The sequence below is a fragment of the Clostridium sp. KNHs216 genome, assembly GCF_006714885.1.
In the GTDB taxonomy this organism is placed as follows: Bacteria; Bacillota; Clostridia; order Oscillospirales; family Acutalibacteraceae; genus Caproiciproducens.
The window spans coordinates 1243750-1266911 of sequence record NZ_VFMF01000001.1; the positions used below are offsets into that span (position 1 = coordinate 1243750).

Consider the following 23162-nt stretch of genomic DNA (forward strand, 5'->3'; position numbering starts at 1 on the left):
ACAAGGATGCCGGAAGTCGTATTGAACAACCTCCGGCAATTCATAGAATCATTTCAAACAAAAATCTGCGTTTTGTCTACAAACACCAGTTTAGCTCTTGGAAACACCGGAAAGGAACACAACACCGGTCATGTGGTAGTAGAAATCCTTTACGTTGCTTCTGTAGCCGCAAAGAGTCTTGCCATGGGAAATCGGGAGCCATACGGCTTCTTCGGCAGCTTTCTTTTCAAGATCCGTATAAATCTTGTTGCGGTCGTCGCCGGCCTTTGTGGCGAGGCCTTTCGCAATCAGTGCTTTATAGTCGGCGTTGTCATAGCGGGCAACGTTCATGGTCGGGTCTTTGTCGGCCATCAGGTTCATGAAATTATCCGGGTCGCCGTTGTCGCCCGTCCAGCCGTAGAAGCAGACATCGTAATCGCCTGCCTTGACCTTCTCTTTGTAGGTGGTCCAGTCATAAGCGTCGATCGTGGCTTCCACGCCCGCGTTGCGCAGGTAGCCCTGGATGGCTTCTGCAAGCGCCTGGCCGTTTGCGGTATTATACGGTCTCGGGTTGGTGTAGGTAATCATGTGAAGCGTTTTTACGCCTGCTGCGGCGAGGGCGGATTTCGCGGCCGCCTGATCAAAAGAAACCTGCTTGATGCTTGCGTCGTAGCCCTCCATAAAGGTAGGCAGGACGGAAGTGGCGGGGTCTGCATAGCCCTGATAAAGGCTCTTGACCAGTTCGGGAACATTAATGGCCTGGGAAACTGCCGCGCGGACCTTCGCGTCGGTGAAGGGCGCTTTGGTAGTATTGTAAGCCAGATAGTTGATGTTCATGCCCGGAGCTTCGTAAATCTTGTTGCCCGCGCTTTCAATCTGGCTGACGACCGTTGCGTCGATTCCGTCGATCATATCGGCTTCGCCGTTGCTCAGGGCAACCACTCTTGCGGAGTTGTCTTTGATGAACTTGAAGATAACGTTCTTTGTCAGAGCCTTGGTGCCCCAGTACTCGTCGTTGCGTGTCAGAACAACGTTCTGGCCCTTGGTCCAGCTTACGAATTTGTACGGGCCGGTGCCGACAGGATGCTCATTGACGTTATTGCTGTTGTCCTTCAGCGCTTTGGGGCTGACCATCGGTGCGCCCAGGCACATGGCGAGGTTGTTTAAGAACGGTGTGCAGGCGGCTTTCATGTTGATTTTGACCGTGTTTTCATCCACGGCTTCAACATCCTTGACGGAGCCGAATACGAATCCGGCGTAGCCCATATCTTCCGTTACGTTCGGGGCAAGCTGACGGTCAATGTTGAATTTAACGGCTTCTGCGTTAAAATCGGTGCCGTCCTGGAACTTGACGCCCTTTTTCAGATGGAAGGTATATGTAAGACCGTCGTCGCTGACATCCCAGCTTTCCGCAAGGGAAGGGAGAACCTTTGTGGAATCTTTGTCGTACTTTAAAAGACCTTCGTAAATGTTTACCATGATCTTCGCGGATTCACCGTCATCCACAAGTGCCGGGTCCAGACCTCTGGGATCGGCGCCCTGTGCGTAGATCAGGGTGTCCTGTGCTCTGCTTTTGCCGGTATCTGCCGCAGATGCCGCGCCACTCTCCGCCGCGGTGCTGCTTTTGCTGCCGCCCGAGCAAGCCGTCAAACCGACGCAGGCAATCACTGCCGCAAGAACGGCAGCCAGCAGTCTTTTGCTCTTTTTCATTGTAAAACCTCTCTTCATCATTCTTTTATCCAATTTTTTGCTTTAACAGGATTTCGCTTTGATAGGGTTTCGTAGTCACGCTTTTAAGCCAAAACACTGTAAATGGGGAAAGCAACGGGATAAAAAGACAGGCGCCTAACACCATCAGTCAAGCGCCTTTGCTTTAAACAAGCCTATTTTATCATTTTATTTGCAAGTTTGCAAGAGTAAAGTTGCAGAATAATGCCAATAGTTTATGGAAATTACAGGTTCCTATAGAACATTTGCACAAAGCAGCAAAGAATATTCCTGACAGACCTGTTTCGATGATTTTTTCACGACCGGAACAAAGGGTATATTCCCAAAAATTTCCCCGCGTTTTCCGTCCTGATAACCGAGCTTAGAGCATTTCCAGCTGATTCTGCAGCAAGGTTGCGCTCCTCCCCGCCTTCGGCGGGGAGGAGCGCATTTTATCTCGCAAACTGAAATGGAATTGCACTAATAGACGGAAACACTGATGTCCGCCGCGGCTTTTGTCGTAGGGTCTATGGCATAAATGACCGCAGTCCCCCCGCCCACTGCCGTAATTTTTCCGGTGGACGCGTCTACGGCAGCCACGCCGGTGGAAGAGGACACCCACAAAAGCGAGGAAGCCTCCACCTTATTTCCGTTCAGCGTAATATTGTCCGGCGTATAGTCGCCGAATTTCGCGATTTTTACACTGCTCTGGGAAAACACAAGCCCCGAAGAGGAAACGGCAGGAGCTGCGGAGGAACCCGTTACGGTGACGGGCACCGTCGCGCTTGTCCAGTCGCTCTCCGCAAGGGTCCTGTAATAGTACCGCACCTTGGTGGTACCGGCGGCGACGGCGGTCATCACCACATGCCCCTGTGAGTCCGCCGAAGCCTTGATGATACTGTCGTCGTCGACCCGCAGATAAATGACCCCGAAATACGCTTCGCTGACATAGCTGGTGTTCTGCACCAGCGAAATCTCATTCAGTGTGACCGACGCGGCGCAGTTTTCATCGTTCAGCGCCGAATCCGCAAAAGCGGCGGCGGAAAAGCTTGCGAGCAGCAGCGCGATGACCGGAACCAGCACCGCGGTCCTCATTTTCTTTATCATGGCAGTTCCTCCATTCTCACTAGGCCGTAGCCGTCTCGTTTTCAAAAAGCTCGCCGTCGATAATATTGATGACCCGTTTCGCGTGGGACGCCACGTGCAGGTCATGGGTAATCATCACGATGGTGTTTCCCATTTCATTGAGCTGGCTGAACAGCTTCAGGACCTCCTTGCCGGTTGCGGAATCGAGCGCGCCCGTCGGTTCATCCGCCAAAAGGAGCTTCGGCCTGCCGACCAGCGCGCGGGCAATGGCGACCCGCTGCTGCTGGCCGCCGGAAAGCTCGTTCGGCTTATGGTGGATTCTTTGATCCATTTCCAGCATCTCCAGTCTTTCTCTGGAAAGAGCCTCCGCCTTTTTACGGGTTTCCCCGCGGATCAGCAGAGGAAGCATGGTGTTCTGCAGCACGTCGTACTTCTGTATCAGGTGATATTTCTGAAAGATAAACCCGATCTGCTGATTTCTGAGATGCGTCAGCTGCGCGTCGTTCATCTGATGGACCGGCTGTCCGGTCAAAAAATATTCTCCGTCCTGAAAGCTGTCCATGCAGCCTATGATGTTCATCAGCGTGCTTTTTCCGGAGCCGGAGGGCCCCAGAACCGCAAGGTATTCGCCCGACTCCACATCGAGTGAAATATGCTTGAGCACATCCAGGGTATCGCCGCCGACCTTATAGCATTTGTGGATTTTATTCATGGTAATGATATTTTCCATTTCCGGCGCCCCTTCGTTTATTTCGATACAACGGCCACTTTGACGACCGTCAGCGTCCCGTTGACTTCCTTCTGTGAGATCCGCAGAACCATTCCCGCGCTAATACTGGAAAATCCGCTCGTGCGTTTCGTGGTCGTTCCCGCTGTGGCGGTACCGGCCGTTGTCTTGGTGGTAGAGCCAGATTTGGACGAACCCGACCGGTTGGCGGAGGTCCCCGTTCCGGTCTGCCCGGCGGCAGTTCCGCCCGGCGTTCCTCCCTGCTGGGCGTTCCCCGTGCCTGCTCCGGCCGTTCCCCCGGCCTGCGCCGTACCCCCCGTACCGGAACCCGACAGGGAAAGCCCCACGGGTATCAGCAGCGTCTTTGTTTCGCCGGAGGATACGAATTCCCCCGAGGAAGAGCCGCTTGCCCCGGACATCGTTCCGAGCTCCAGCTCCACTTCATTCCCGACAATGGAAGTCACCTTCCCGATGATCTGATCCTGCGACTGCGAAGAGGAGTCTCCCTGCGCGCCGCTGTCTTTTGTGCCCCTGCGCGTCCCTTCCTGCCGGTTTTCACGGCTCAGCCCGGACGTCGTCCGCTCCCCCTCGCTCTGGGAGGTCTTCCCCGACGAGCAGCCGGTGAGGGCGGATACCGCAACCAGCAGAACCATGAGGACGCATAAAGTTCTTCTTTTTATCATGTTTACTCCTCCTTTTATTCCTGCTGCAAAGCTTCGATCGGCGTAAGCTGGGCCGCCTTATAGGCGGGATAAAACCCGAACACCGTGCCGGTCACCACTGCGAACGCAAGCGCGAGAACGCCGCTCACGGCAAGCGGTTCCACCGTCATTCCTGCCATGCGCACCGCCGGGACAAGGGCAAACCCGGCAATGACGCCGAGCACTCCGCCGAAGGTGCTCATAAAGTTTGCTTCCACCAGAAATTCCATCAGGATTTCCCTCTTGCTGCATCCCAGTGCCTTTAAAATGCCGATCTCCTGCGTGCGCTCTCTGACCGACACAAACAGCACATTCATAATGCCGATACCGCCCACGATAAATACGATGATCGCGACGGCGATCAGCAGCATGGAAAGCGTATTAGCCGAAGTGGTCGCCGCCTCCATTTCGCTGCCCGCGTCCGTCAGGGTAAATCTTCCGTTCGGATAATTTTCCGTCAGTACCGCCGTAATATTGGTCATGGCGCTGGAAACCTCTTTCACATCTGAAGCGATCGCCATGATGGACGGGGTGGCCGTGCTGCCGAGTACGAATTTCTGCGCCGTGGAATAAGGAAGATAAATGGAATCGTCGGGGCTGACGCCGGACGAGACCGTTCCGATTTCCGAAAGCACGCCGACCACCGTATAGGTTTTCCCCTCGATCGTCAGCACATCGCCGTAAGCGGCGTAGGCGCTGCCGAACAGTGTTTTCGCCAGACTGTTGCCGATGACCGCGACCTTATTCTTGCTGTCCTCGTCGTCCTGCGTAATAAAATCGCCCTGCAGCAGCTCCAGATTGCTGATATTCTGGTACTCCGGCAGGCAGCCGACGATCGTCTCGTCTGTTTCCTCGTCCAGATTATCCGTCAGCACCGCGCCCGTTCCGCTGAGGACGATCGACGCGGATGAAAGGTCGGGCACATAAGAGAGGATATCCTCGACGTCCGTCGTGGTAAGGGTCACGCCCTTTTGTCTGGTACTTCCCCCGCCCATCTGGCCTCCGCCCGGCATTCCGCCGCCTCCGCTCCGGCTTCCTCCGCCGCTGCCCCCGCCTGTGCGGGTTCCTCCTCCAAAGCTTCCGCCTCCGCCGAAGCCGCCGCCTATATCACCCGGGGGCATCATACCGCCCGCCATCGCGTCGGCCATATCGGCTTCCGTGCTGACGGTCACATTGATCGCGCCGACGTTCAGGGTTTTAAACTGCTCCTGAACGTCCACCTCTCCGCCGTGCCCAATGGCAATGACCAGTACGATGGTCGCGGCGCCGACGATAATCCCGAGGGAGGTCAGCATAACCTTGGTTTTGCTTTCCATAATATTGATCCATACCAGATGAAGGATTTCACTGAATCTCATGACTTCGTCACCGCGCTTTCGACCAGAACGGTTTCTCCTTCCTGCAGGCCGCTTACGATTTCAACGTACTGCCCGTTGGAGAACCCGGTTGTCACCGTCATCTTTTTGGTCGTACCGTCCGCGTTTTTCACCAGCACGCTGGAAACGCCGTCCTCAAAGGTAACGGCCTGATCGGAAACATACAGCACATCCTTTTTCTGCTTCTTGATAAACTCGACTTCCCCGCTCATGCCTACAAACACTTTCTTCGTATTGGAGTCGGTCATCTTTGCCGTGACCGCATAGGTAACGGAAGCGGACCCGCTGCGCGAGGGGGAAGCGGCGATGCTTTCCACCGCTGCGGGGAAGGTCTGGCCCTCATACGAGGTCAGCGTAATTTCCGCGTCCTGACCGATGGACAGGTCGGTGACGTCCTCTTCCGACAGGGAAACGGACATGCTGACGGAGGAGGTTTTGGCAATCGTGATAATCGCTTCCCCCGCCTTTACGTCGCTTCCGTCGGTGTAGCTGACTGAGACGACGATCCCGTCGCAGGGAGAGGTAAGCACGCCGTCTCCGTTAATCGCGCTGTTGACGTCGTCCAGTTCCCTTTGCAGGCTGTCGTACGTCTCCTGCTGGGTGGAAACCGCCTGCGCGAGTTGGTTGGCCGTCAGTTCATAGGTCGCTTCGGCGCCGGAGCCGTCGATCAGGCTGCTCTGCAGCGTCTGCTCCGCTTCGTCAATGCTCCCCGACGCGGACTTCTGCGCTTTCTCCAGTGCAAACTGAGCCGTTTTTACTTCATTTTGGAGCGAGGTCACTTTGGAGTCGATTTCATCCGATGAAGCCGCCGTATCGCTGTCGTCGCTGCTGCTGGAGCTGGAACCGTACTTGCTCCGGAAGGTTTCATTGTAATCGTCATAAGCTGAGGAATAGTTGTCATATTCCGCTGTGTAAAGGGACACCTTCGTTTCCAGCGCCTCTTTTGCGGAAACCGTAGAGGCTATGTAGTCGGCATAATCGTTGTAGGCGTCCTTTGCCGCGTCGTATTCCGTTTCTGCCTCATCTTCCCCGTCGTCCTGTGCTTTGGCCAGGACCCACGCGGAATACGCGGAATTCTTCGCCGACTCCAGCGAGCTGAGCCCATCCAGAGCCGCTTTGTGGTCCTTTTCATACTGCTCCAGCTGATCCTCGTAGCTGCTCTTTGTCGTTTCCGTGTCGTCCCTCCACTTTTTCAGCTGCTTCAGCTTTGCGTAATCCGTGGGGTAGCTTTTCTGCAAAGCAAGGTATTTCGTAAGGTCGTCCTGCTTTTCCTTGAGGTCCTCCTTGGCGGAAGCGATGTCGTTCTGAATCTGCGCCTTGTCCAGATATTCCTGCGTATACGCGTTGGCGGCGTCAGACCTGCTTTTTTCATAAGTAAGCTTTGCGGTCTTCAGCTTGCTGTCCTGATCGGCAAGAGCCTGTTCAAGAGATAGCTTCGCCTCCGCCAGCTTCGTGCGGGAATCCAGCGTCCCGTCGGTCACGCTGTTCTGGTCCAGCTTTACCAGCGACTCTCCGTCCTTGACCGAATAGCCCACCTTCACAAGCACGCTGTCGATGGTGACATCCACCGGGAACGAAACGGTTTGCTCATCCAGCGCAACCGTACCGCTTTCGCTGGTCCCCACGGTTACGTCGCCCTTTTCAACGGTATACTCGCGGTAATTGACCGTATTCTGCGAAGCCTTGATCTGATGGAGATACAGCAGAACCGTTGTCAGAACAGCAACACCCAGGACGGTGCCCGAGGCGATGATGATACACAATTTCCTGTGATTCTGAACCAAACTGAATACTTTATTCTTTATTTTGAGTGCTTTATCTTTCATAACTGACCTCCAATTTCCGCTTTCTACATCCAATTATAGGAATTTAATCTTAACCGAAACCTAAATTTTCGGCGCTTCACATAAATTTAAGCGCATCTTCACAAGACCATCACATGCGAAAAATGCGCTTCTGCTATAATACAGGAAAGACGGGTGGAGGGATTCGGATGAAAATATTGCTTATAGAGAATGATAAAAAAATTGCGGAAAAAATCGGCAGGCTGCTGATCCGGAACCGTTTTGAATATTTCTCCGTTTCCAGCGGAGAAAACGGAGCCGATGAAGCGATGAGCGGCATCTACGACGCGGTGATCCTGGACGTCTCGCTGCCGGACTGCAGCGGACTGGAGGTACTCAAGCAGATACGGAAATCCGGCCATTCCATCCCCATCCTGATGCTGTCGCCGAAATGCGGCGTCAGCGACAAGGTCCGCGGGCTGAACGGCGGCGCCGACGACTTTATGGAAAGGCCGTTTGCGGAAGCCGAGCTGCTCGCAAGGCTCTGCGCGGTTTCCCGCAGGAAGGGAGAGCTGATTACGGACACCTTGGCCTTCGGTGAATTGAAACTGAACCTGAGCACCTACGAGCTGTCCGACACCGGAGAAAGCGTCCCCCTTTCCAACAAGGAATTCGAGCTGATGAAATTCTTTCTTTTGCAGGGACACAATGTCAGCAGCAAGGAAAATTTACTGACAAAATTCTGGGGCTTTGAAAATTCCACGGCGGAAAACAGCCTTGAGGTACATATCACCTATCTGCGCCACAAGCTGAAACGGATTCATTCCGGCATCCGGATTCACTGCATCAAAAACGTCGGCTACCAGCTGATTACCGGCGAAAAAACAGCAGGAGCGGGGTTTTGATCCCGCTCCTGCTGTTTTCTGTTTTATTCCCGGACGATATCCTTGATGACTTCCCCAGCCAGAATCAGCCCCGCGACGGAAGGGACAAAGGAAATGCTGCCCGGCACCTGACGGCGGATGGAGCATTTGCGCTTTGTGCCCGGCGGGCAGATACAGTGATATTTACAGCTGGTGGCGTCGTCGTCGATCGGCGTCATCGGCGGCTCCTTGGAGTACACCACCTTCAGCGAAGGGATGTTCCGTTTGCGCAGCTCATTGCGCATCACCCTCGCAAGGGGACAGACGGAGGTCTGATAGATATCGGCGACCTCGAATTTTGTAGGGTCGAGCTTATTCCCCGCCCCCATACAGCTGATGATGGGCACACCGGCGGCCTTTGCCCTTTCAATCAGGATCAGCTTGGCGGAAATGGTGTCGATCGCGTCCACCACATAGGAATATTGGGACAGGTCGACGGTATCGGCGTTCTCCGCCGTGTAAAACATAGGGAAAATCTCCACCTTTGCGGAAGGATTGATTTCCAGTATCCGGTCGCGCATCACCTCTACCTTTGCCTTGCCGACCGTTTTGCGCGTGGCGATCAGCTGACGGTTGATATTGGTCAGGCAGACCTTGTCGTCGTCAAACAGCGCAATGCCGCCGATTCCGCTTCTTGCGAGCGCCTCAGCCGTGTAGGAACCGACCCCGCCGATCCCGAACACCGCCACCGCCGCTTCCTGCAGCTTTTTCATTGCGGGAGCCCCCAGTAAAAGCTCCGTCCTCGAAAATTCATTTAACATTTCTTTCCCACCTGTATATTCAGTCATCATCAATTTTATCATTGATTTCACGGAACAAATTATACCGTAACATCCGGCCTTTATCAATCGGTTATTGAAATAAAAAGTCTTTTCCTATCAAAGAGGTAATATATTGACATTTTATCCGGGCGACAGTATGATAAAAGACAAAATAATAAAATGTCGGCAAAACCCCGTCCGGCAGAAGAGCCGCCGGTAGCAAGCGGGCTGATTGCGGAAAGGATGTAGCAAATGGATTTGAATATTACGCGGGAGCAGGCCTGGGCCCTCCTTACGGAGTACAACAAGGACCCGTTTCATCTGAAACACGCCCTCACTGTGGAGGGGACCATGAGATATTTCGCCAAACTGCTCGGCTTTGAGGAGGAACAGGACTTCTGGAGCATCGTCGGACTTCTGCACGACCTGGATTTTGAGCTTTTCCCGGACGAGCACTGCATTCGCGGGCAGGCCATTCTGCGCGAAAAAGGAGTCAGCGAGGATATCATCCACGCGACCGCAAGCCACGGGTACCAGCTGACCGTGGATATCAAGCCGGAGCACACGATGGAAAAGGTGCTTTACGCCGTCGACGAGCTCACCGGGCTGATCGGCGCCGTGGCGCTGATGCGCCCTTCGAAGAGTGTACAGGACCTGGAGCTGAAATCGGTCAAAAAGAAGTACAAGACTCTGAATTTTGCGGCGGGCTGCTCCCGGGAAGTGATCGGGCGCGGCGCGGAGATGCTTGGCTGGGAGCTGGATTACCTGATCGAACAGACCATTCTGGCCATGCGTTCCTGCGAGGACGCGGTGCAAAGCGTTTAAAGCTTCTCGTTTTTGACGACCCACCGCCACAGCACGGGCTGAATCTGCGGATAGGTAAGGTTTTGCGGCAGCGCCGCGCAAAATTGGATTTCGGCCATTTCCATATCGGCGGGCAAATCGGAAAGGGATTCCACCTGTGCGTAAAACAGCATACCGTAAGTGGGTTTCGCATTATGTATCAGGTCGTCCTCCCCTTCCACCGAATAAATGCAGACGGGCTTGATCTGAAATTTCACCGCGCCTGTTTCTTCATACAGCTCCCGTTTTGCGGTGTCACGGATATCTTCGCCCTTCTCGCGGTGGCCGCCGGGAATTTCCCAGGTTGTCCGTTCTTTGTGGCGGCAGAGAATCCATTTTTCTCCCATGCGCGCCGCAATGATGGCATATTTGAGGCTTTCGTTCTTCACATAGTCCAAATCATGAAATCCTACTTTTACCATAAGTTCTTTTCCTCTTTTCAAAAATCGCTCCGTGCGGAACCAGCAGGTTCCGCACGGAGTATTTTATTGCGACAGTTTTTGGTCCAGCTCTTTCAGATCGTAAATCGGGGGCGAGCAGGCGTTGTTCTGACAGATATAATAAGCGCTCCGGCCTTCCCCGAACGGATATTCCGCCGTAAATTCCGCAAGCTTTGCCAGCTGCTCCGCGTTTTCCGCACTTTTTACGAGTACGGTGGTGTTGGGCATACTTTTTTTATGCAGCAGGGATTTGACCCGTTCAAAATCGGCGCCGTCCTTTACCACGCACACGATTTCCCTGGAAGGGTACAGCGCGGCCGTCATTGCCGTCAGCGCAAAGCTGTGCCCCGCCGGAAATTCCTGCGCGGCACCCGCCATAAAGCGGAGCTGCTGATCCGCGGCCTCCTGCAGAGCCGGATTTCCGGTAAGCGCCGCCAGCTTTACCAGACAGAGGGACGCTGCGGAGTTGCCGGACGGAATCGCGCCGTCATAGGTTTCCTTCGGACGGTAAATAAGCGGTTCCGCGTCGCTTGCGGAAAGATAAAAGCCGCCGTTTTCCCCGTCAAAAAACCGGTCCAGCATGGTCCGGTTCAGTTCCGCCGCCTGCTGAAGATAATCGGCATCGTAGGTCGCGTCGTAAAGGCTCAGCAAAGCCCATACGGTAAACGCGTAGTCGTCCAGCCCGCCCGTACCCACGGCTTCTCCGTCACGGTAACGTACCCGCAGGCCGCCCTGTTCGTCCGTCAGGCTGCTTTGGAGAAAACGCATCGCCTTTCCCGCCGCGTCAAGATAACGGTTATCCTCCAGAATCCGGTAGGCATCGGCAAACGCCGTGATCATCAGCGCGTTCCAGGAGGTCAGGATTTTATCATCCTTATGCAGCTTCGTACGCGTCAGGCGGTATTCATACACCTTCGGAATCAGCCGTTCGATCGCCTCGTCCGGACGCTCGGCATCGGGGTTTCCGATCAGATTCAGAATATTTTTTCCTTCAAAATTGCCCCCGGGCGTCATGCCGAAATATTCGATAAAAGTTCGGCCGTCGCTTTCCCCCAAAAGGGAAACGATCTCATCCGGGATAAAAACGTAGTATTTGCCCTCCTGACCGTCGCTGTCGGCATCCTGCGCACAGTAAAAGCCGCCGTTTTCGTCCGTCATTTCCCGCAGAATATACTCCATTGTCTTTACGGCGACGGTTTTATAGAAATCATTTTGGGTGATCCGGAACGCTTCCAGATACGCGATGGTCAGCAGGGCATTGTCATAGAGCATTTTTTCAAAATGGGGGACCAGCCATTTGTCATCTGTGGAATAACGGGAAAAACCGAAGCCCACGTGGTCGAAAATTCCGCCGCGGTACATCTGCCGCAGGGTTTTTTCCGCCATCTGAAGAGTGTCCCCTTCTTTTTCCAGCATAGCATACCGAAGCAGAAACAGCAAGTTGTGCGGAGACGGAAATTTCGGGCTGGCTCCGAACCCGCCGTACTGACGGTCAAAGGTCTGCCGGAACCATGACCGGGCGGAAAGCAAAAGGTCCTTTGTGAGCCTGCCCTCTTTTTTCACCGCCTGTCCCCGGAGCGCCATGGCAATGCGTTCGCCGGAGCCGAGAAGCTCTTTCCGGTTTTCCCGCCACTGCTGCGCGGCGGAAGCAAGCAGATCCATCAGCCCGGGCACGGAATACCGGGAATGCTTCGGGAAATACGTTCCCGCATAAAACGGATGCTGGTCCGGGGTCATCAGGATCGTCAGTGGCCACCCGCCGCTGCCGGTGAGCGCCTGACAGACCGTCATATAAACCGCGTCCACGTCCGGCCGCTCCTCCTTGTCCACTTTGATTGCGATAAAATTCCGGTTCAGCTCCTGTGCGACCTCGTCATCCTCGAAGCTTTCGCGTTCCATCACATGGCACCAATGGCAGGTCGAATAGCCGATGGAGAGGAAGACCGGCTTGTCCTGTGCTTTCGCCTTTTCAAAAGCGTCCTTTCCCCACGGGTACCAGTTGACCGGATTATAGGCGTGCTGCAGCAGATAAGGCGATTTTTCATGGATCAATCTATTGGGTACTCTATCTTTATCTGTAGGCATATTATCATCTTCCTTCTTTTTGTTATTTCGTTTAGTGTATCCCAAAAGTAAAAAGGATAATATGGAACCGCTTGTGACAGTAATATTGTAATTCCTTCCCGGCATTTATCAGCATCGCAGATGTTATAAGTATGAATAAGTCGCAGTTCTCGAATCGTTACCAATTCTATTGTTTTTTCATATACAAATTAATCTTTAAGCCAGCCACGTATTGAAATGACCGCACTGCCTCCAACACAAATTATTTTATCCCGGCCAATTCGGCTTTTTATGATTGACGGTTTCCCCATACTTTCTCCCTGAATAAAAGTATTCTCATCCTGTTCTGAAATCCGACCTTGGCTGTGAAGATAATAGGTCAGCGCACCATTCGACGTGCCGGTTGCCGCCTCTTCGTCAATTCCATAAAGCGGAGCAAAGTTTCGGCATCGAGCCGTGACTTGGGCGGACAATGCAGGATAATACATATGAACACCAACCACTTGATGTTTTTGAGAAAGCCGGATGACCTCTTCCTTGCTTTGAACAGAGCGTGTGAGCTTATCTATGCTGTCGACTGGCAGAAGAATATCTGGTAAGCCTGTACTGACAATGCACGGCTGCAATGTCGAAGGCTTATCATCTATGCAAAGCCCATAGGCCCGGTAGAAAGCGGAGGCTTCCTCATCAGATAATACTTTTATTAACTTGCCCGGCGCCATTCCCATCCAGATACAGTCCGGTTCTATTGTAACCGGAATTTCCCCTGCCGCCGTTTTAGCTGTATACTTGCCACTTGGCAATGCTTTTTCCTCCCGCAGAGCCGTAAACGCAGAAATTGTGGCATGTCCACATAAATCCACTTCACCTTCGGGGGTAAAATACCGGATACTGAAGAGATGCGAATCGATTCTTTTCACAAACGCCGTTTCAGAATGCTTCAGCTCCGCGGCAATTTGTTGCATCAGGGCAGCGTCTGGGAATTCTGCCGTCCTGTCCAACAAGACAACACCGGCCTGATTTCCCCCATAAATATGTTCGGTAAATGCATCCACAACGTATAATTCCATTTATTAACCTTTCTTGTCAAATAATTAATTACGAAACATCTTTCTTTTTGGAAAAGTGAATACAAAAGTGACGATGAATAGTATCACGCTTTTTCCCCTTTTCCATTTTCATAGTTATTGCATTTCATAAACAAACTGCGAAGCTCAAAGGAACGGGTGCTCACAATTTTACTATTGATTCAGCAGTCGCAATTCGTAAAATTGTCTTACCCAAGCCGGATATTTTTCATATTCTTTTGCATCGGCAATTCGCAACAGCGTTCTTTTGCCAATGCGTCTGTCCATGATTGCCAATATTTTGATAATGTAGTTTTCAGACTCCAATGCAGTTCGAACAGGCATGTTACGAAATTGAAGCACTGCGTCTAAGAAGTCCATTTCACAATAAGTGCAGTCAGTCTCCCATTTTGGCTTCATCCTTGCAATCATTTCTTCATAAGAACTTTCCTGTTCTTCTTTATGTAAAGCAGAAATATCAAATTCTTGATGATACATTTCTATCCATGAAAAGCAGACAAGTTCTTTACCATCTAATCGGATGGCCGCTCTCCCATAAGAATTGTGAACATCATGATATCGTGTTAGAAAGTATGTAACCCTATCAACTAATTCATCGCATAGGGTTTCGCTCAGTTGCTTATTAAGACCTGCCCAAGATTTGTAGTGCTCCATAGTATAGCCTTTCTCAAAATACAAATAAACGGATCGTGTTCTCAAAGAATATCATAAACATAATGTAAGCCAGGCTCATTGCAAAATGGACTTGACTAATTCTCCACATTACGGTTCAGCAGAAGATAGGATGGATGGTACAATCCAGTCGGTGCATAATAACAGTCGGTCACATATTGGAATCCCAGTTTTGTCAACAGTTTTCTAGAAGCAACGTTCTCAGGATGATGACCTGCTCGTAGCTCTTTTGCGCTGAGCGAAGAAAAGGCATACCGGATTACCGCACGGGCTGCCTCTGAAGCAAAACCATTTCCCCAATATTTTTTTTGCAAGTGAAAGCCAATTTCAAATATGTACTGTTCATCCTTGCAGGGACGAAGTCCACAGCATCCAATCAGCTCCGAATTACTCAGTTCAAATATAGGCCAGTACTGAATTCGATACTTTGTATCATTTTGGATTTCTGTATCCAATCGATTTTTAATGTCCTGTTGTGTAAAAACACCGCTTGCGCAAATAAAGTGCGTGACATCCGTATCTCCCCAAAGCAAATCAGCCAGCTTTCTATCGCTACTTTTCCATTTTGAGAAACCAATTCGTTCTGTTTCCATAAAGTATTGCCGCAAAATTTTAACTCCTTTTTGTATTACGAATCTGCTTATCTATGAGTACCATATAAACAAACTGCGAAGCTTCAAACAGAAAAGGGGAGGCAATTGTTCATAACGGCAATTCAGGCCTGTTAAATTGAAAGTTGAAGTTTATCCTTATACATAAAGGAAACTCACTGTATAATAGAATGACTGTGAATATAAAATTCTTCCTGACTTGGCTGGTATTTTTTCTCCAGACTTTCCAAACCCTCGTCAAAGTGTTGTGCTTCTTGTTCGTCTATCTCAAATACAGGACTTTGATAGTAAACCCATCTTCTTCCGTCCAAGGCATCTGGTTTGAGTTCTTTTACCATCATTGCCGCTGGATATGTCTCGTTCTCAAGACAGACATTGTATCTTTTACAACTTTTAAAGCCACAACTTACATAATTATTCGGGCTTCCAAATATTACAATCACATCATAACCAAGTGCTATCGCCTGTTCAAAGGAATACTCCATTAGTTTTTTTCCATACCCCTTTCTCTGATATTTCGGCAAAATGCAAACCGGACCGAAAGTAAGGATGTCTTTTTCTTCCCCGGACTCACCGATTAGTTTTGTTTTCGTATACATGATATTCCCGATGATTTGATTATCAACTTCAATCACCAAATCCAACTCCGGCAGAAAATCTTTATGGGGTCTCATAACATGAACTAAATAATGTTCAATGCATCCTGGAATATATAAATTCCAAAAAGCTTTCCTTGTGATTTCTTCAACTTTCTCATAATCTGTTTCTTTTTCTTTCCTAATCCTTATCATTTTGTTCATTTATAGACCTCCGATAATTTACCTAAAATCAATTATTTTGTGCTTTCCATTATGGATATCCGCTCAATACATTATTGTTTATCTATGTTATATATTATTAGGTCTTACCCGCAACACATCATAAACATAATGCGAAGTTCAGGAAGCTCTAAGCGCTACCTTTTATGTAGGTAACTGGATGTCGCATTCTCAATGTTAATTATATTTTTCCAGACGATAAAGACATTTCCACGTCCAATCCTTCTATTGCACTTCGCTTAATTGCCAATTGATACGGTCAGACGATCTGTATCTAACGCTCCCACCAACTTGACCAGAGATTCCACTGGAAGCGATTGTTGAACAGGATATTCATATTGCATTCCCAACCCGTTATATTTGCTGATACCGAAGGTATGATACGGAAGGAACCGGATCGTTGAAAAGCAGAGACCTCCGACGATATCCACGATATCCTGTAGTTGTTTTTCCGTGTCATTAAACTGTGGGATAACAGGAACACGTACCTCCGTTTCCACTCTGCCTCTCAATTCCTTCAGCGTTTTCAGAACAGTGTGGTTACTGACGCCGATTACATCCCTGTGGATAGCATCGTCCGCGTGCTTGAGGTCAATCAGAACCAGGTCCAAATAAGGAAGAAGCTTATCGTAAACACTCCAGTCACAGTTTCCATTGGTTTCAATCGCAGTATGCAGCCCTTCTTCTTTCGAGCAGCGCAGCAAATCAAACAGAAAATCCGCCTGTAATGTGGGTTCCCCACCGCTGAATGTTACTCCGCCCCGGGATTCACGGTAGTAGGATTCATCTTTCATTACGGTTTCCATGACCTGCCGTACCGACATTTCAGCGCCAATCACCCTCCGGCAGCTGACGGGACATACCTCAATACAGGTCCGGCAGAAATTGCACCGGAAGAAATCGGTGACGCATCTTCCATTTTCTAGAGAGATTGCTTTTTCCGGGCAGCTGGCAATACATTTCCCGCACTTTACACACAGGTTCTGTGCATAGAACAACTGTGGAAGGGGACTGATCGACTCCGGGTTATGGCACCAGGGGCAAACCTGATTGCAGCCTTTCAGAAAAACAGTCGTGCGGATACCCGGCCCGTCATCCAAAGAAAATCTTTGAATATCAAAAACACATCCTGTTTTTTGTGTATCCTCTGCTTTAATCGTATTTGTCCCCCCCCCCCCCCCCCGTAATCCCGGCGAAACCGGATTAGTACTCTGTACGGGCAATCAGCTGATCCTGCCAGCGCCTTTCCAGTTCCGTGTAAAATGCGCTGAACCCGGCTACCTTTACAACCAGGTGGCGATATTGTTCCGGGTGCTGCTGTGCGCTCAACAGGGTTTCTCTTCCAATCACGTTAAACTGGGCCTGAAATCCACCCTTCTGAAAATAAATACGAACTGCATGTGCGATTTTTACAATTTTCTCATCGCTGGAAAAGGCGGACGGATGGAACTTGATGTTGAGGATCGAGCCGTTATCCATCAGTGCGTGGTCCACTTTAGAAACTGAATTAAATACCGCCGTGATCCCGTTCCTATCTGTTCCCGGCACGGGAGACAGATTATCGGCAATAGCCTCGCCGCTCTTCCGTCCGTCTGGGGTGGCGCCGATTACCTCACCGTCAATGACGTTCATTACAACCGTCTGTGAGGTGCAGCCGAATTGGCCGCCGCGCAGGGGAAGAAATGCTTTCATCTTTCTTGGGATGATCTCATAAACACTTCTGCACAGATTATCTACATCATCGATGTCATTGCCGAATTTCGGGCAATTCAGCAACGCTTTTCGGATAGCGTTGTTTTCCTGCCCTTCGAAATCCACCTTTATCGCCTGCACAATCTGCTTCAGCGTATACTGCTTTTTGCGGAAAACCACCTCGTTAAGCGCAGACAGAGTGTTGGCTACATTGGGAATACCGTGTACATGAATGATGGTATCGTTGTAATTGGGTCCGCGTCCCCACGAAACATCCTTTGCCATATCGATGCGGTAATCTGTCAGGGCAGACAGGAAAGGTGTTGGAGTGAGAGTAAAATAACTTTCCGCAATGGCCCGTTCAATTTTAGGGATAAACGGCAGGTAATAATCAATCTGCTCCTGAAACAGAGCTATGATTTGGTCGACGGAGGTGCATTCTTCCACTCTGCGGGTGGCAGGACAAAAAGTTTTGCCCGTAGAAGGGTTCCATCCGTTGTATAGCGTTAGCTCCAACAGCTTGAGCAAATTGATATACACCGGTGTGACGCCCGTACCATGCTTACCGGGTACGCGCACCTCAGAGCAACCCATCGAACCCCAGTTGCGTGAATCCTTCAGCTCTATGCCTATACGAGTCAGCATATCGACGGCAACATCGTCGTTAAAGAAGGCCGGCATACCGCCGCCGTGGGCAACCAATGCTTTAAGGCTGGCCTCAATGAATTCAAGGGGGGTCTTTTTGCCGATACTGACAACCACTGTAGGGATATTCATATTGGTATTGCCCAACGCCTTTAAAAACAGATAGGAAAGTGGGTTAACAGCAGTTTCTCCATCCTCTGTTTGTCCACCCAAAGTAATGGTCTGAAAGAGCTGATTTCCACCCAATATCTCTGTTGTACCCCAGTCGCGAAGCTTATTCGCCTCAAAGCATTTCAGCAAAAAGCATTCATAGAGCTGCTGCGCCCGGGCATCATCCAATACTCCGTTCTGAAGGTCATGTTGATAGAAGGGATAAAGATAAGAATCCATACGGCCCAATGATATGCTGTGCCCATTGGATTCGATTTGGATCAGCAGATGCACCATCAGGACAAGCTGCAGTGCCTCGTAGAAAGTATCGGGCTTTTGGGTTGAAATCTTATGACAAATACGGGAAAGCTCCAGCAATTCCGCCCTGCGGTTTGCGTCAGTCTCTTTCCCGGCCGTCTCTTTTGCCAGGCATGACAGGCGTTCCGCATATTTCTCCGCACCTTCCAGGCAGAGGATAACCGCTTTTAAGAAAGCGCGCTGATCCAGATATTCCGCGTCGTTTTCATCGAGGGCCATCAGCTTCGTCTTTGCATGAACTAACACAGAATTAAAACCGGTAAGAAGCAGACTTTCATAGTCTGGAATAATATGTCCGTCGCCGTTTTGGTTGTGCTCAATGGACATTGCCTGATTAATGTTCCGATGAGTGCCGTCGGAGCTCATCAAAATATCTCCGAGCGTATCCTTAAGCATATAATCGACTCGGTCAAAGTGGGTCTTTCCGTCCCACTGTCTACAGATGTTTGAAATTTCTTTTTTCTTCCCTTCTGACACAAAAAAACGCTGCCGCGGACGGGCTCCAAAGGTATCCAGTTCCTCCTGAATCCAGTTTACTGCATACTCCGGGAAAAGGGAGGCGGCAAGCGGCTTGCTCGCCGTATTCCCCAGGAGCAGGTCGTCCGGCCCGATATAGAGAGTCATTTCGCTCAAAAAATGATAAAATGCACGTGCCCTGCCAATCACCGTTGGCTGTGCGGGAAACCGAAGGCATTCTTCCGTGTAAATCCGCGCGCGTTCCGTGCAAATCTCCGGTACATTTTCTAAAATATAAGCTTTGATGCGCTGCGTCCTAGTCATAGCCATAATGAATATCTCCTCCCTTATTTTATTTGCCTATGATTGATTATAGGTTATCTGGTCTACTGCGAAGTTCAGAGAGGCCTTTGAGCCGTGCACTATAAACTAAGTGATAACTATTCCAATTATTCATGCAATATTCTCGAATTCCAGCAGCTGGTTGATCTGGTGGATATATTTTTCTGTATCTAGTTTCAGCAATCAAAAAATCCAAATCGTGAAATTGTCCAATATGTGCCAAATACAATAAACTTAGCCCAGCAGAACGTGACATGGAGCATCCACATCCAACTTTAGGAATTTACTTCTGACATAATTTGACTTCATTATACTGCAGATATCGAATATAAACAATAAACAGTGAATAAAAAACCTTATTAAGATACCAAATATTATTTTGTAGATAATAAAAATGAGCCTATGGGTTACATGAATCCACAAGCTCATTCTGCTATTTAAATTTACAACATTTGAAAGATACTTTTAACAACAAACAATCATTTCAAAGCTGGATTTTTCCTCACCAAATTATTTCTTTTGACAGAACCATATATCTAACAATTATTCTCAAACCCTTTCGCCTTTTCAAAAGCGTCCTTTCCCCACGGGTACCAGTTGACCGGATTATAGGCGTGCTGCAGCAGATAAGGCGATTTTTCATGAATCAATCTATTGGGTACTCTATCATTATCTGTAGGCATATTATCACCTTCCTTCTTTTTGTTATTTCGTTAAGTGTATCCCAAAAGGAAAAAGAATGCCATATTGATTCTTTAACACTTGAATTCTGCATCAATTTCATCTCAGTTTGCCAGACAAAACTCAAAGTGAGTTTACAGCATCCAGTTGATTCTGCAACAAGGTTGCGTTTCTCCCCCGCCGAAGGCGGGGGAGAAACATGTTTTGTCTCGCAAACACAACTGGAATTGCTGTAGGCAGAATAAGAGCCGCAAATCCTCGGTTCATGGGATTTACGGCTGAATTGACTGCTTTATTTACCTGTATTTATTTCACGGCCACCGGATGATACGCAGCCCCTGATGCGTTCTTTTAAAAGTATTTGTCTGTTGGAAATTCTTTTATACCGGGGTATATGACATCCGCAGATGGAAGGTGCTTCCTGTTGCCGATGCCGACCGCATACATACCGGCGCGTTTTGCCGCTTGAAGGCCAGCCTCGGAATCCTCGAACACCAGGCAAGCCGGATAGGGAATATGAAGACTGTCCGCGCCCAGTGTAAACACCTCCGGATCCGGTTTTGCGCTGGAAATGCGGTTGCCGTCGATGACCGCATCAAACAGGGAAGCGATCTCGACATTTTTCAGAATAAGAAGGGCATTCCTGCTGGCGGACCCAAGTGCGATTTTCACGCCTTTCTTTTTCAGTTTTTGTAAAAGCTCCGGCGCGCCGTCCAAAAGCTCGGACCGATCCATGCCGGAAATGTACTCCACATATCTGGCGTTTTTCCTTGCCGCCATCCGCTCTTTCTCCGCGTCGGAAAAGCGGTCCTGCATCCCGCCGATTTTCAACAGAAGATTACACGACGTCATGCGTGACACGCCTTTCAGCTGTTCATTCTGTTCCGGTGAAAATTCAAATCCAAGCTGATTGGCCAGTTCTTTCCACGCGAGATAGTGATATTTCGCAGTGTCGACCAATACGCCGTCCAGGTCGAAAATCGCGCAGCGAAAGCTCACTTACACCTTCCCCCATTCTTCCAGCGAAAGCTGCAGCCTGTCCCGCAGCAGATAATTTCTGCCGTAGATAAAAATCATTTTTTCCGTACCGCTCAGCAGCGAAACTTCACATCCCTGACGATTTACCAAAACCTGAATCAGGCTGTCTTCGTCGTGTATCTTAAAATCGTATTCCTCCCATTGTCTGGGCAGAGCCGGAGCAAGGTGCAGCCCGTCCTCCTTAATGCGCAGTCCCCCAAATCCATATACGATCGCCATGTAAGTGCCTCCCATATTTGCGGTATGAATTCCGTCTTTTGTATTTTTATGGGTATTGAACAAATCCAGTTCAGAGGATTTCCCGAAATAATCGTAGGCTTTTTCAGGCATTCCCAACCGGGATGCCATGATACTGAAAATACAGGTGGAAAGCGAGGAATCATGTGTCGTGACCCGCTCATAGTAATTGAAGGAATGCCTCATCGTGGCCAGCGTCTGTGCGTCTTCCAGAACGAAATGCGCCAGCACCGTGTCCGCCTGCTTGCATACCTGATGGCGGTAAAGGTAGAGCGGATGATAGTGAAGCAGCAGCGGAAAATCCTGCTGCGGTGTCTTTTTTAAATCCCATACTGCTTTTGATAGAAACGAGTCATCCTGCGGATTGATATCCATTCCTTTGTCATAGGGCAGATACATGCTCTCCGCCGCATGCTTAAAATTGGAAATCTCCGTTTCCCTCAGGCCGATCTTCTCCCTGACGGGCGTCAGAAGTCCCTTTGTTTTCAGCAATTCATAAAATTTGACCGCCCAGTTTAAATTGTGCTGTGCCAAAACATTGGTGTAATAGTTGTTGTTGACAAGGCAGGTATATTCGTCCGGTCCGGTCACACTGTTGATGAGGAATTTTCCGCCGCAGTCGTTTCCCACATCCAGCCAGAGCCGCGCGGTCTCAAAAACGATCTCCGCCCCGCATCGGGCGATAAACTCGATATCCTTTGTCAGAAGATAATAGTTGATGACGGAATAGGCGATATCGCCGTTGATATGGTACTGGGCGCTGCCGGAGGGAAAATACCCGGAACATTCCTTTCCCATAATGGTGCGCCACGGAAACAGCGCGCCGTTTTTGTGCCCCAGAATACGCGCGTTTTCCCTTGCCGCATCCAGGGTGGTGTAACGGTATTCGATCAGATTTTTCGCGATTTGGGGCTGGGTAAGCAAAAAACAAGGCTGAATGTACATTTCGGTATCCCAGAAATAATGGCCCTCGTAGCCCTCGCCGGAAAGCCCCTTCGCCGCGATATTGCTGTGGGGGTCTTTTCCGACGGACTGAATGAGCTGATACAGGTTATAGGTAATCGCGTTGCTCAGCTCGTCATTGCCTTTTACATGGACGGCACAGCTTTCCCAATACTTCTTCAGATATTGTTCCTGCATCCGGTACCAATGCGCAAGCGGGACCGAACAGGCCCGTTCCAAATGTTCCAGCGCGGCCGCGCGGCAGTCCGGGTATCGGATGGAATCGCACAAAACCGTATATTTGGTCAGCGTGACGGTTTCGCCGTCTTCCGCCTCCGCCGTAAATTTTTGCGCAGCGGTGCTGTCTCTTTTCAAGCGTTCTTCCTTGGCCGGCTTCGACAGCAGATTTTTCACCGCGCTGGCTGCCTGCAGCGAGGATTTTGAGGTACGGGAGGAGATCACGGAGGCATTCTCCACAAACTCCGCTTTCGAGGAAAGAAGATGCTGGAAGGTCTCGTTTGCCACACGGGGGTCACCGGGATCGCAATAGTTCAGAACGCTGCCGATATGGGTGGATTGAAAGCGTAGTGTCCCGCTGAAATTCAGTGCCTTTACACCGTATTCTATCGTGAAAAGCGGAAGCATAACGAAGGAGGCCATTCTCAGGATCGTGATTTCAGCCTCCTTCCCGCCGGGGGAACGCCATACCACACTGCGCCGGGTCACGCCCTTTTCCATATCCAGCACCCGGGAACTTTTCAGGACCTTCCCCGTAAACATGCTGAACTCCTCGTCCCCCAGATACAGTTTGATTCCCTGCGTATCGGCTACATTGAGCATTGTCTGTTTTTCTTCGGTGAGGCCGCAAAGACTTTCCGCCTGCTTCATTTCAGCAAAATCATAAAAGCCGTTGATGTACTCCCCCCGAATCGACTGGAAGTCGATGGGATACCCTTCTTCAAAATTGGAACGGACGCCAAGGTAACCGTTTGCATTATGAAAAAGCGTTTCGTACAGCATCAGCTCATCATTTTCAAGGCTAAAATCACTGACTTCATAGACATAGTTACTTTCATCCATA

Annotated in this window: 20 protein-coding genes; 2 read left to right on the forward strand and 18 right to left on the reverse strand. The window is 50.1% G+C overall.

Annotated elements, in window-relative coordinates:
• Nucleotides 1–90 precede the first annotated feature (90 nt).
• The 6 genes from LY85_RS05985 to LY85_RS06010 all read right to left on the reverse strand — a co-directional run bounded on the left by LY85_RS05985 (nucleotide 91) and on the right by LY85_RS06010 (nucleotide 7402).
• Nucleotides 91–1689: an ABC transporter substrate-binding protein gene (locus tag LY85_RS05985; protein ID WP_141825881.1), complete on the reverse strand. Its 1599-nt coding sequence runs from the start codon at nucleotides 1687–1689 to the stop codon at nucleotides 91–93.
• Between the two features lie 477 nt (nucleotides 1690–2166).
• Entirely contained in the window at nucleotides 2167–2793 is a 627-nt protein-coding gene (locus LY85_RS05990) for a hypothetical protein (protein ID WP_141825882.1), read from the reverse strand.
• A 19-nt stretch (nucleotides 2794–2812) separates the two neighbouring features.
• On the reverse strand, nucleotides 2813–3502 hold the full coding sequence (locus LY85_RS05995; RefSeq protein WP_038325314.1) for an ABC transporter ATP-binding protein: 690 nt from the start codon (nucleotides 3500–3502) through the stop codon (nucleotides 2813–2815).
• A 17-nt stretch (nucleotides 3503–3519) separates the two neighbouring features.
• The gene (locus LY85_RS06000; protein ID WP_141825883.1) at nucleotides 3520–4182 is read right to left on the reverse strand and encodes a hypothetical protein; all 663 of its coding nucleotides are present in this window, start codon (nucleotides 4180–4182) and stop codon (nucleotides 3520–3522) included.
• Nucleotides 4183–4196: 14 nt separating this feature from the next.
• On the reverse strand, nucleotides 4197–5558 hold the full coding sequence (locus tag LY85_RS06005; protein ID WP_141825884.1) for an ABC transporter permease: 1362 nt from the start codon (nucleotides 5556–5558) through the stop codon (nucleotides 4197–4199).
• Nucleotides 5555–7402, reverse strand: coding sequence for an efflux RND transporter periplasmic adaptor subunit (locus LY85_RS06010; protein WP_141825885.1), 1848 nt, complete (start codon nucleotides 7400–7402; stop codon nucleotides 5555–5557). Before LY85_RS06010 ends, LY85_RS06005 begins: the two co-directional genes overlap by 4 nt.
• Before the next feature lie 167 nt (nucleotides 7403–7569).
• Here LY85_RS06010 and LY85_RS06015 point away from each other — a divergent pair, with 167 nt between their 5' ends.
• Nucleotides 7570–8265, forward strand: coding sequence for a response regulator transcription factor (locus LY85_RS06015; protein WP_185741124.1), 696 nt, complete (start codon nucleotides 7570–7572; stop codon nucleotides 8263–8265).
• Between the two features lie 23 nt (nucleotides 8266–8288).
• On the opposite strand, the gene LY85_RS06020 is transcribed toward LY85_RS06015, so the two are convergent.
• The gene (locus LY85_RS06020) at nucleotides 8289–9044 is read right to left on the reverse strand and encodes a tRNA threonylcarbamoyladenosine dehydratase (RefSeq protein WP_038325317.1); all 756 of its coding nucleotides are present in this window, start codon (nucleotides 9042–9044) and stop codon (nucleotides 8289–8291) included.
• Nucleotides 9045–9296: 252 nt separating this feature from the next.
• Between LY85_RS06020 and LY85_RS06025 the strand changes: the two genes are divergently transcribed.
• Nucleotides 9297–9869 (forward strand): HD domain-containing protein, encoded by a 573-nt coding sequence (locus LY85_RS06025; RefSeq protein ID WP_141825887.1) that lies wholly within the window; start codon nucleotides 9297–9299, stop codon nucleotides 9867–9869.
• On the opposite strand, the gene LY85_RS06030 is transcribed toward LY85_RS06025, so the two are convergent.
• The 11 genes from LY85_RS06030 to LY85_RS06080 form a co-directional block, all read right to left on the reverse strand.
• The gene (locus LY85_RS06030; protein ID WP_141825888.1) at nucleotides 9866–10309 is read right to left on the reverse strand and encodes an NUDIX domain-containing protein; all 444 of its coding nucleotides are present in this window, start codon (nucleotides 10307–10309) and stop codon (nucleotides 9866–9868) included. The genes LY85_RS06025 and LY85_RS06030 overlap by 4 nt on opposite strands.
• 63 nt (nucleotides 10310–10372) lie before the next feature.
• Nucleotides 10373–12412, reverse strand: a complete 2040-nt coding sequence (locus tag LY85_RS06035) for a thioredoxin domain-containing protein (RefSeq protein ID WP_141825889.1) — start codon at nucleotides 12410–12412, stop codon at nucleotides 10373–10375.
• Between the two features lie 188 nt (nucleotides 12413–12600).
• Complete coding sequence (locus tag LY85_RS06040) at nucleotides 12601–13461, reverse strand: PhzF family phenazine biosynthesis protein (RefSeq protein WP_141825890.1); 861 nt, start codon at nucleotides 13459–13461, stop codon at nucleotides 12601–12603.
• Between the two features lie 171 nt (nucleotides 13462–13632).
• Nucleotides 13633–14133: a hypothetical protein gene (locus LY85_RS06045; RefSeq protein WP_141825891.1), complete on the reverse strand. Its 501-nt coding sequence runs from the start codon at nucleotides 14131–14133 to the stop codon at nucleotides 13633–13635.
• A 95-nt stretch (nucleotides 14134–14228) separates the two neighbouring features.
• Nucleotides 14229–14759, reverse strand: coding sequence for a GNAT family N-acetyltransferase (locus LY85_RS06050; RefSeq protein WP_185741125.1), 531 nt, complete (start codon nucleotides 14757–14759; stop codon nucleotides 14229–14231).
• 158 nt (nucleotides 14760–14917) lie between these two features.
• Entirely contained in the window at nucleotides 14918–15562 is a 645-nt protein-coding gene (locus tag LY85_RS06055) for an N-acetyltransferase (protein ID WP_141825893.1), read from the reverse strand.
• A gap of 257 nt (nucleotides 15563–15819) precedes the next feature.
• Entirely contained in the window at nucleotides 15820–16803 is a 984-nt protein-coding gene (locus LY85_RS06060) for a glycyl-radical enzyme activating protein (protein WP_141825894.1), read from the reverse strand.
• On the reverse strand, nucleotides 16784–19171 hold the full coding sequence (locus tag LY85_RS06065; protein WP_141825895.1) for a pyruvate formate lyase family protein: 2388 nt from the start codon (nucleotides 19169–19171) through the stop codon (nucleotides 16784–16786). Before LY85_RS06065 ends, LY85_RS06060 begins: the two co-directional genes overlap by 20 nt.
• Before the next feature lie 548 nt (nucleotides 19172–19719).
• Complete coding sequence (locus tag LY85_RS06070) at nucleotides 19720–19866, reverse strand: DUF255 domain-containing protein (protein WP_141825896.1); 147 nt, start codon at nucleotides 19864–19866, stop codon at nucleotides 19720–19722.
• A 349-nt stretch (nucleotides 19867–20215) separates the two neighbouring features.
• Nucleotides 20216–20863 carry a beta-phosphoglucomutase gene (gene pgmB, locus LY85_RS06075; RefSeq protein ID WP_141825897.1) on the reverse strand — a complete coding sequence of 216 codons (648 nt, stop codon included), beginning with the start codon at nucleotides 20861–20863 and terminating at the stop codon, nucleotides 20216–20218.
• Nucleotides 20864–23161, reverse strand: coding sequence for a glycosyl hydrolase family 65 protein (locus LY85_RS06080; RefSeq protein WP_141825898.1), 2298 nt, complete (start codon nucleotides 23159–23161; stop codon nucleotides 20864–20866).
• Between the last annotated feature and the right edge of the window lies 1 nt (nucleotide 23162).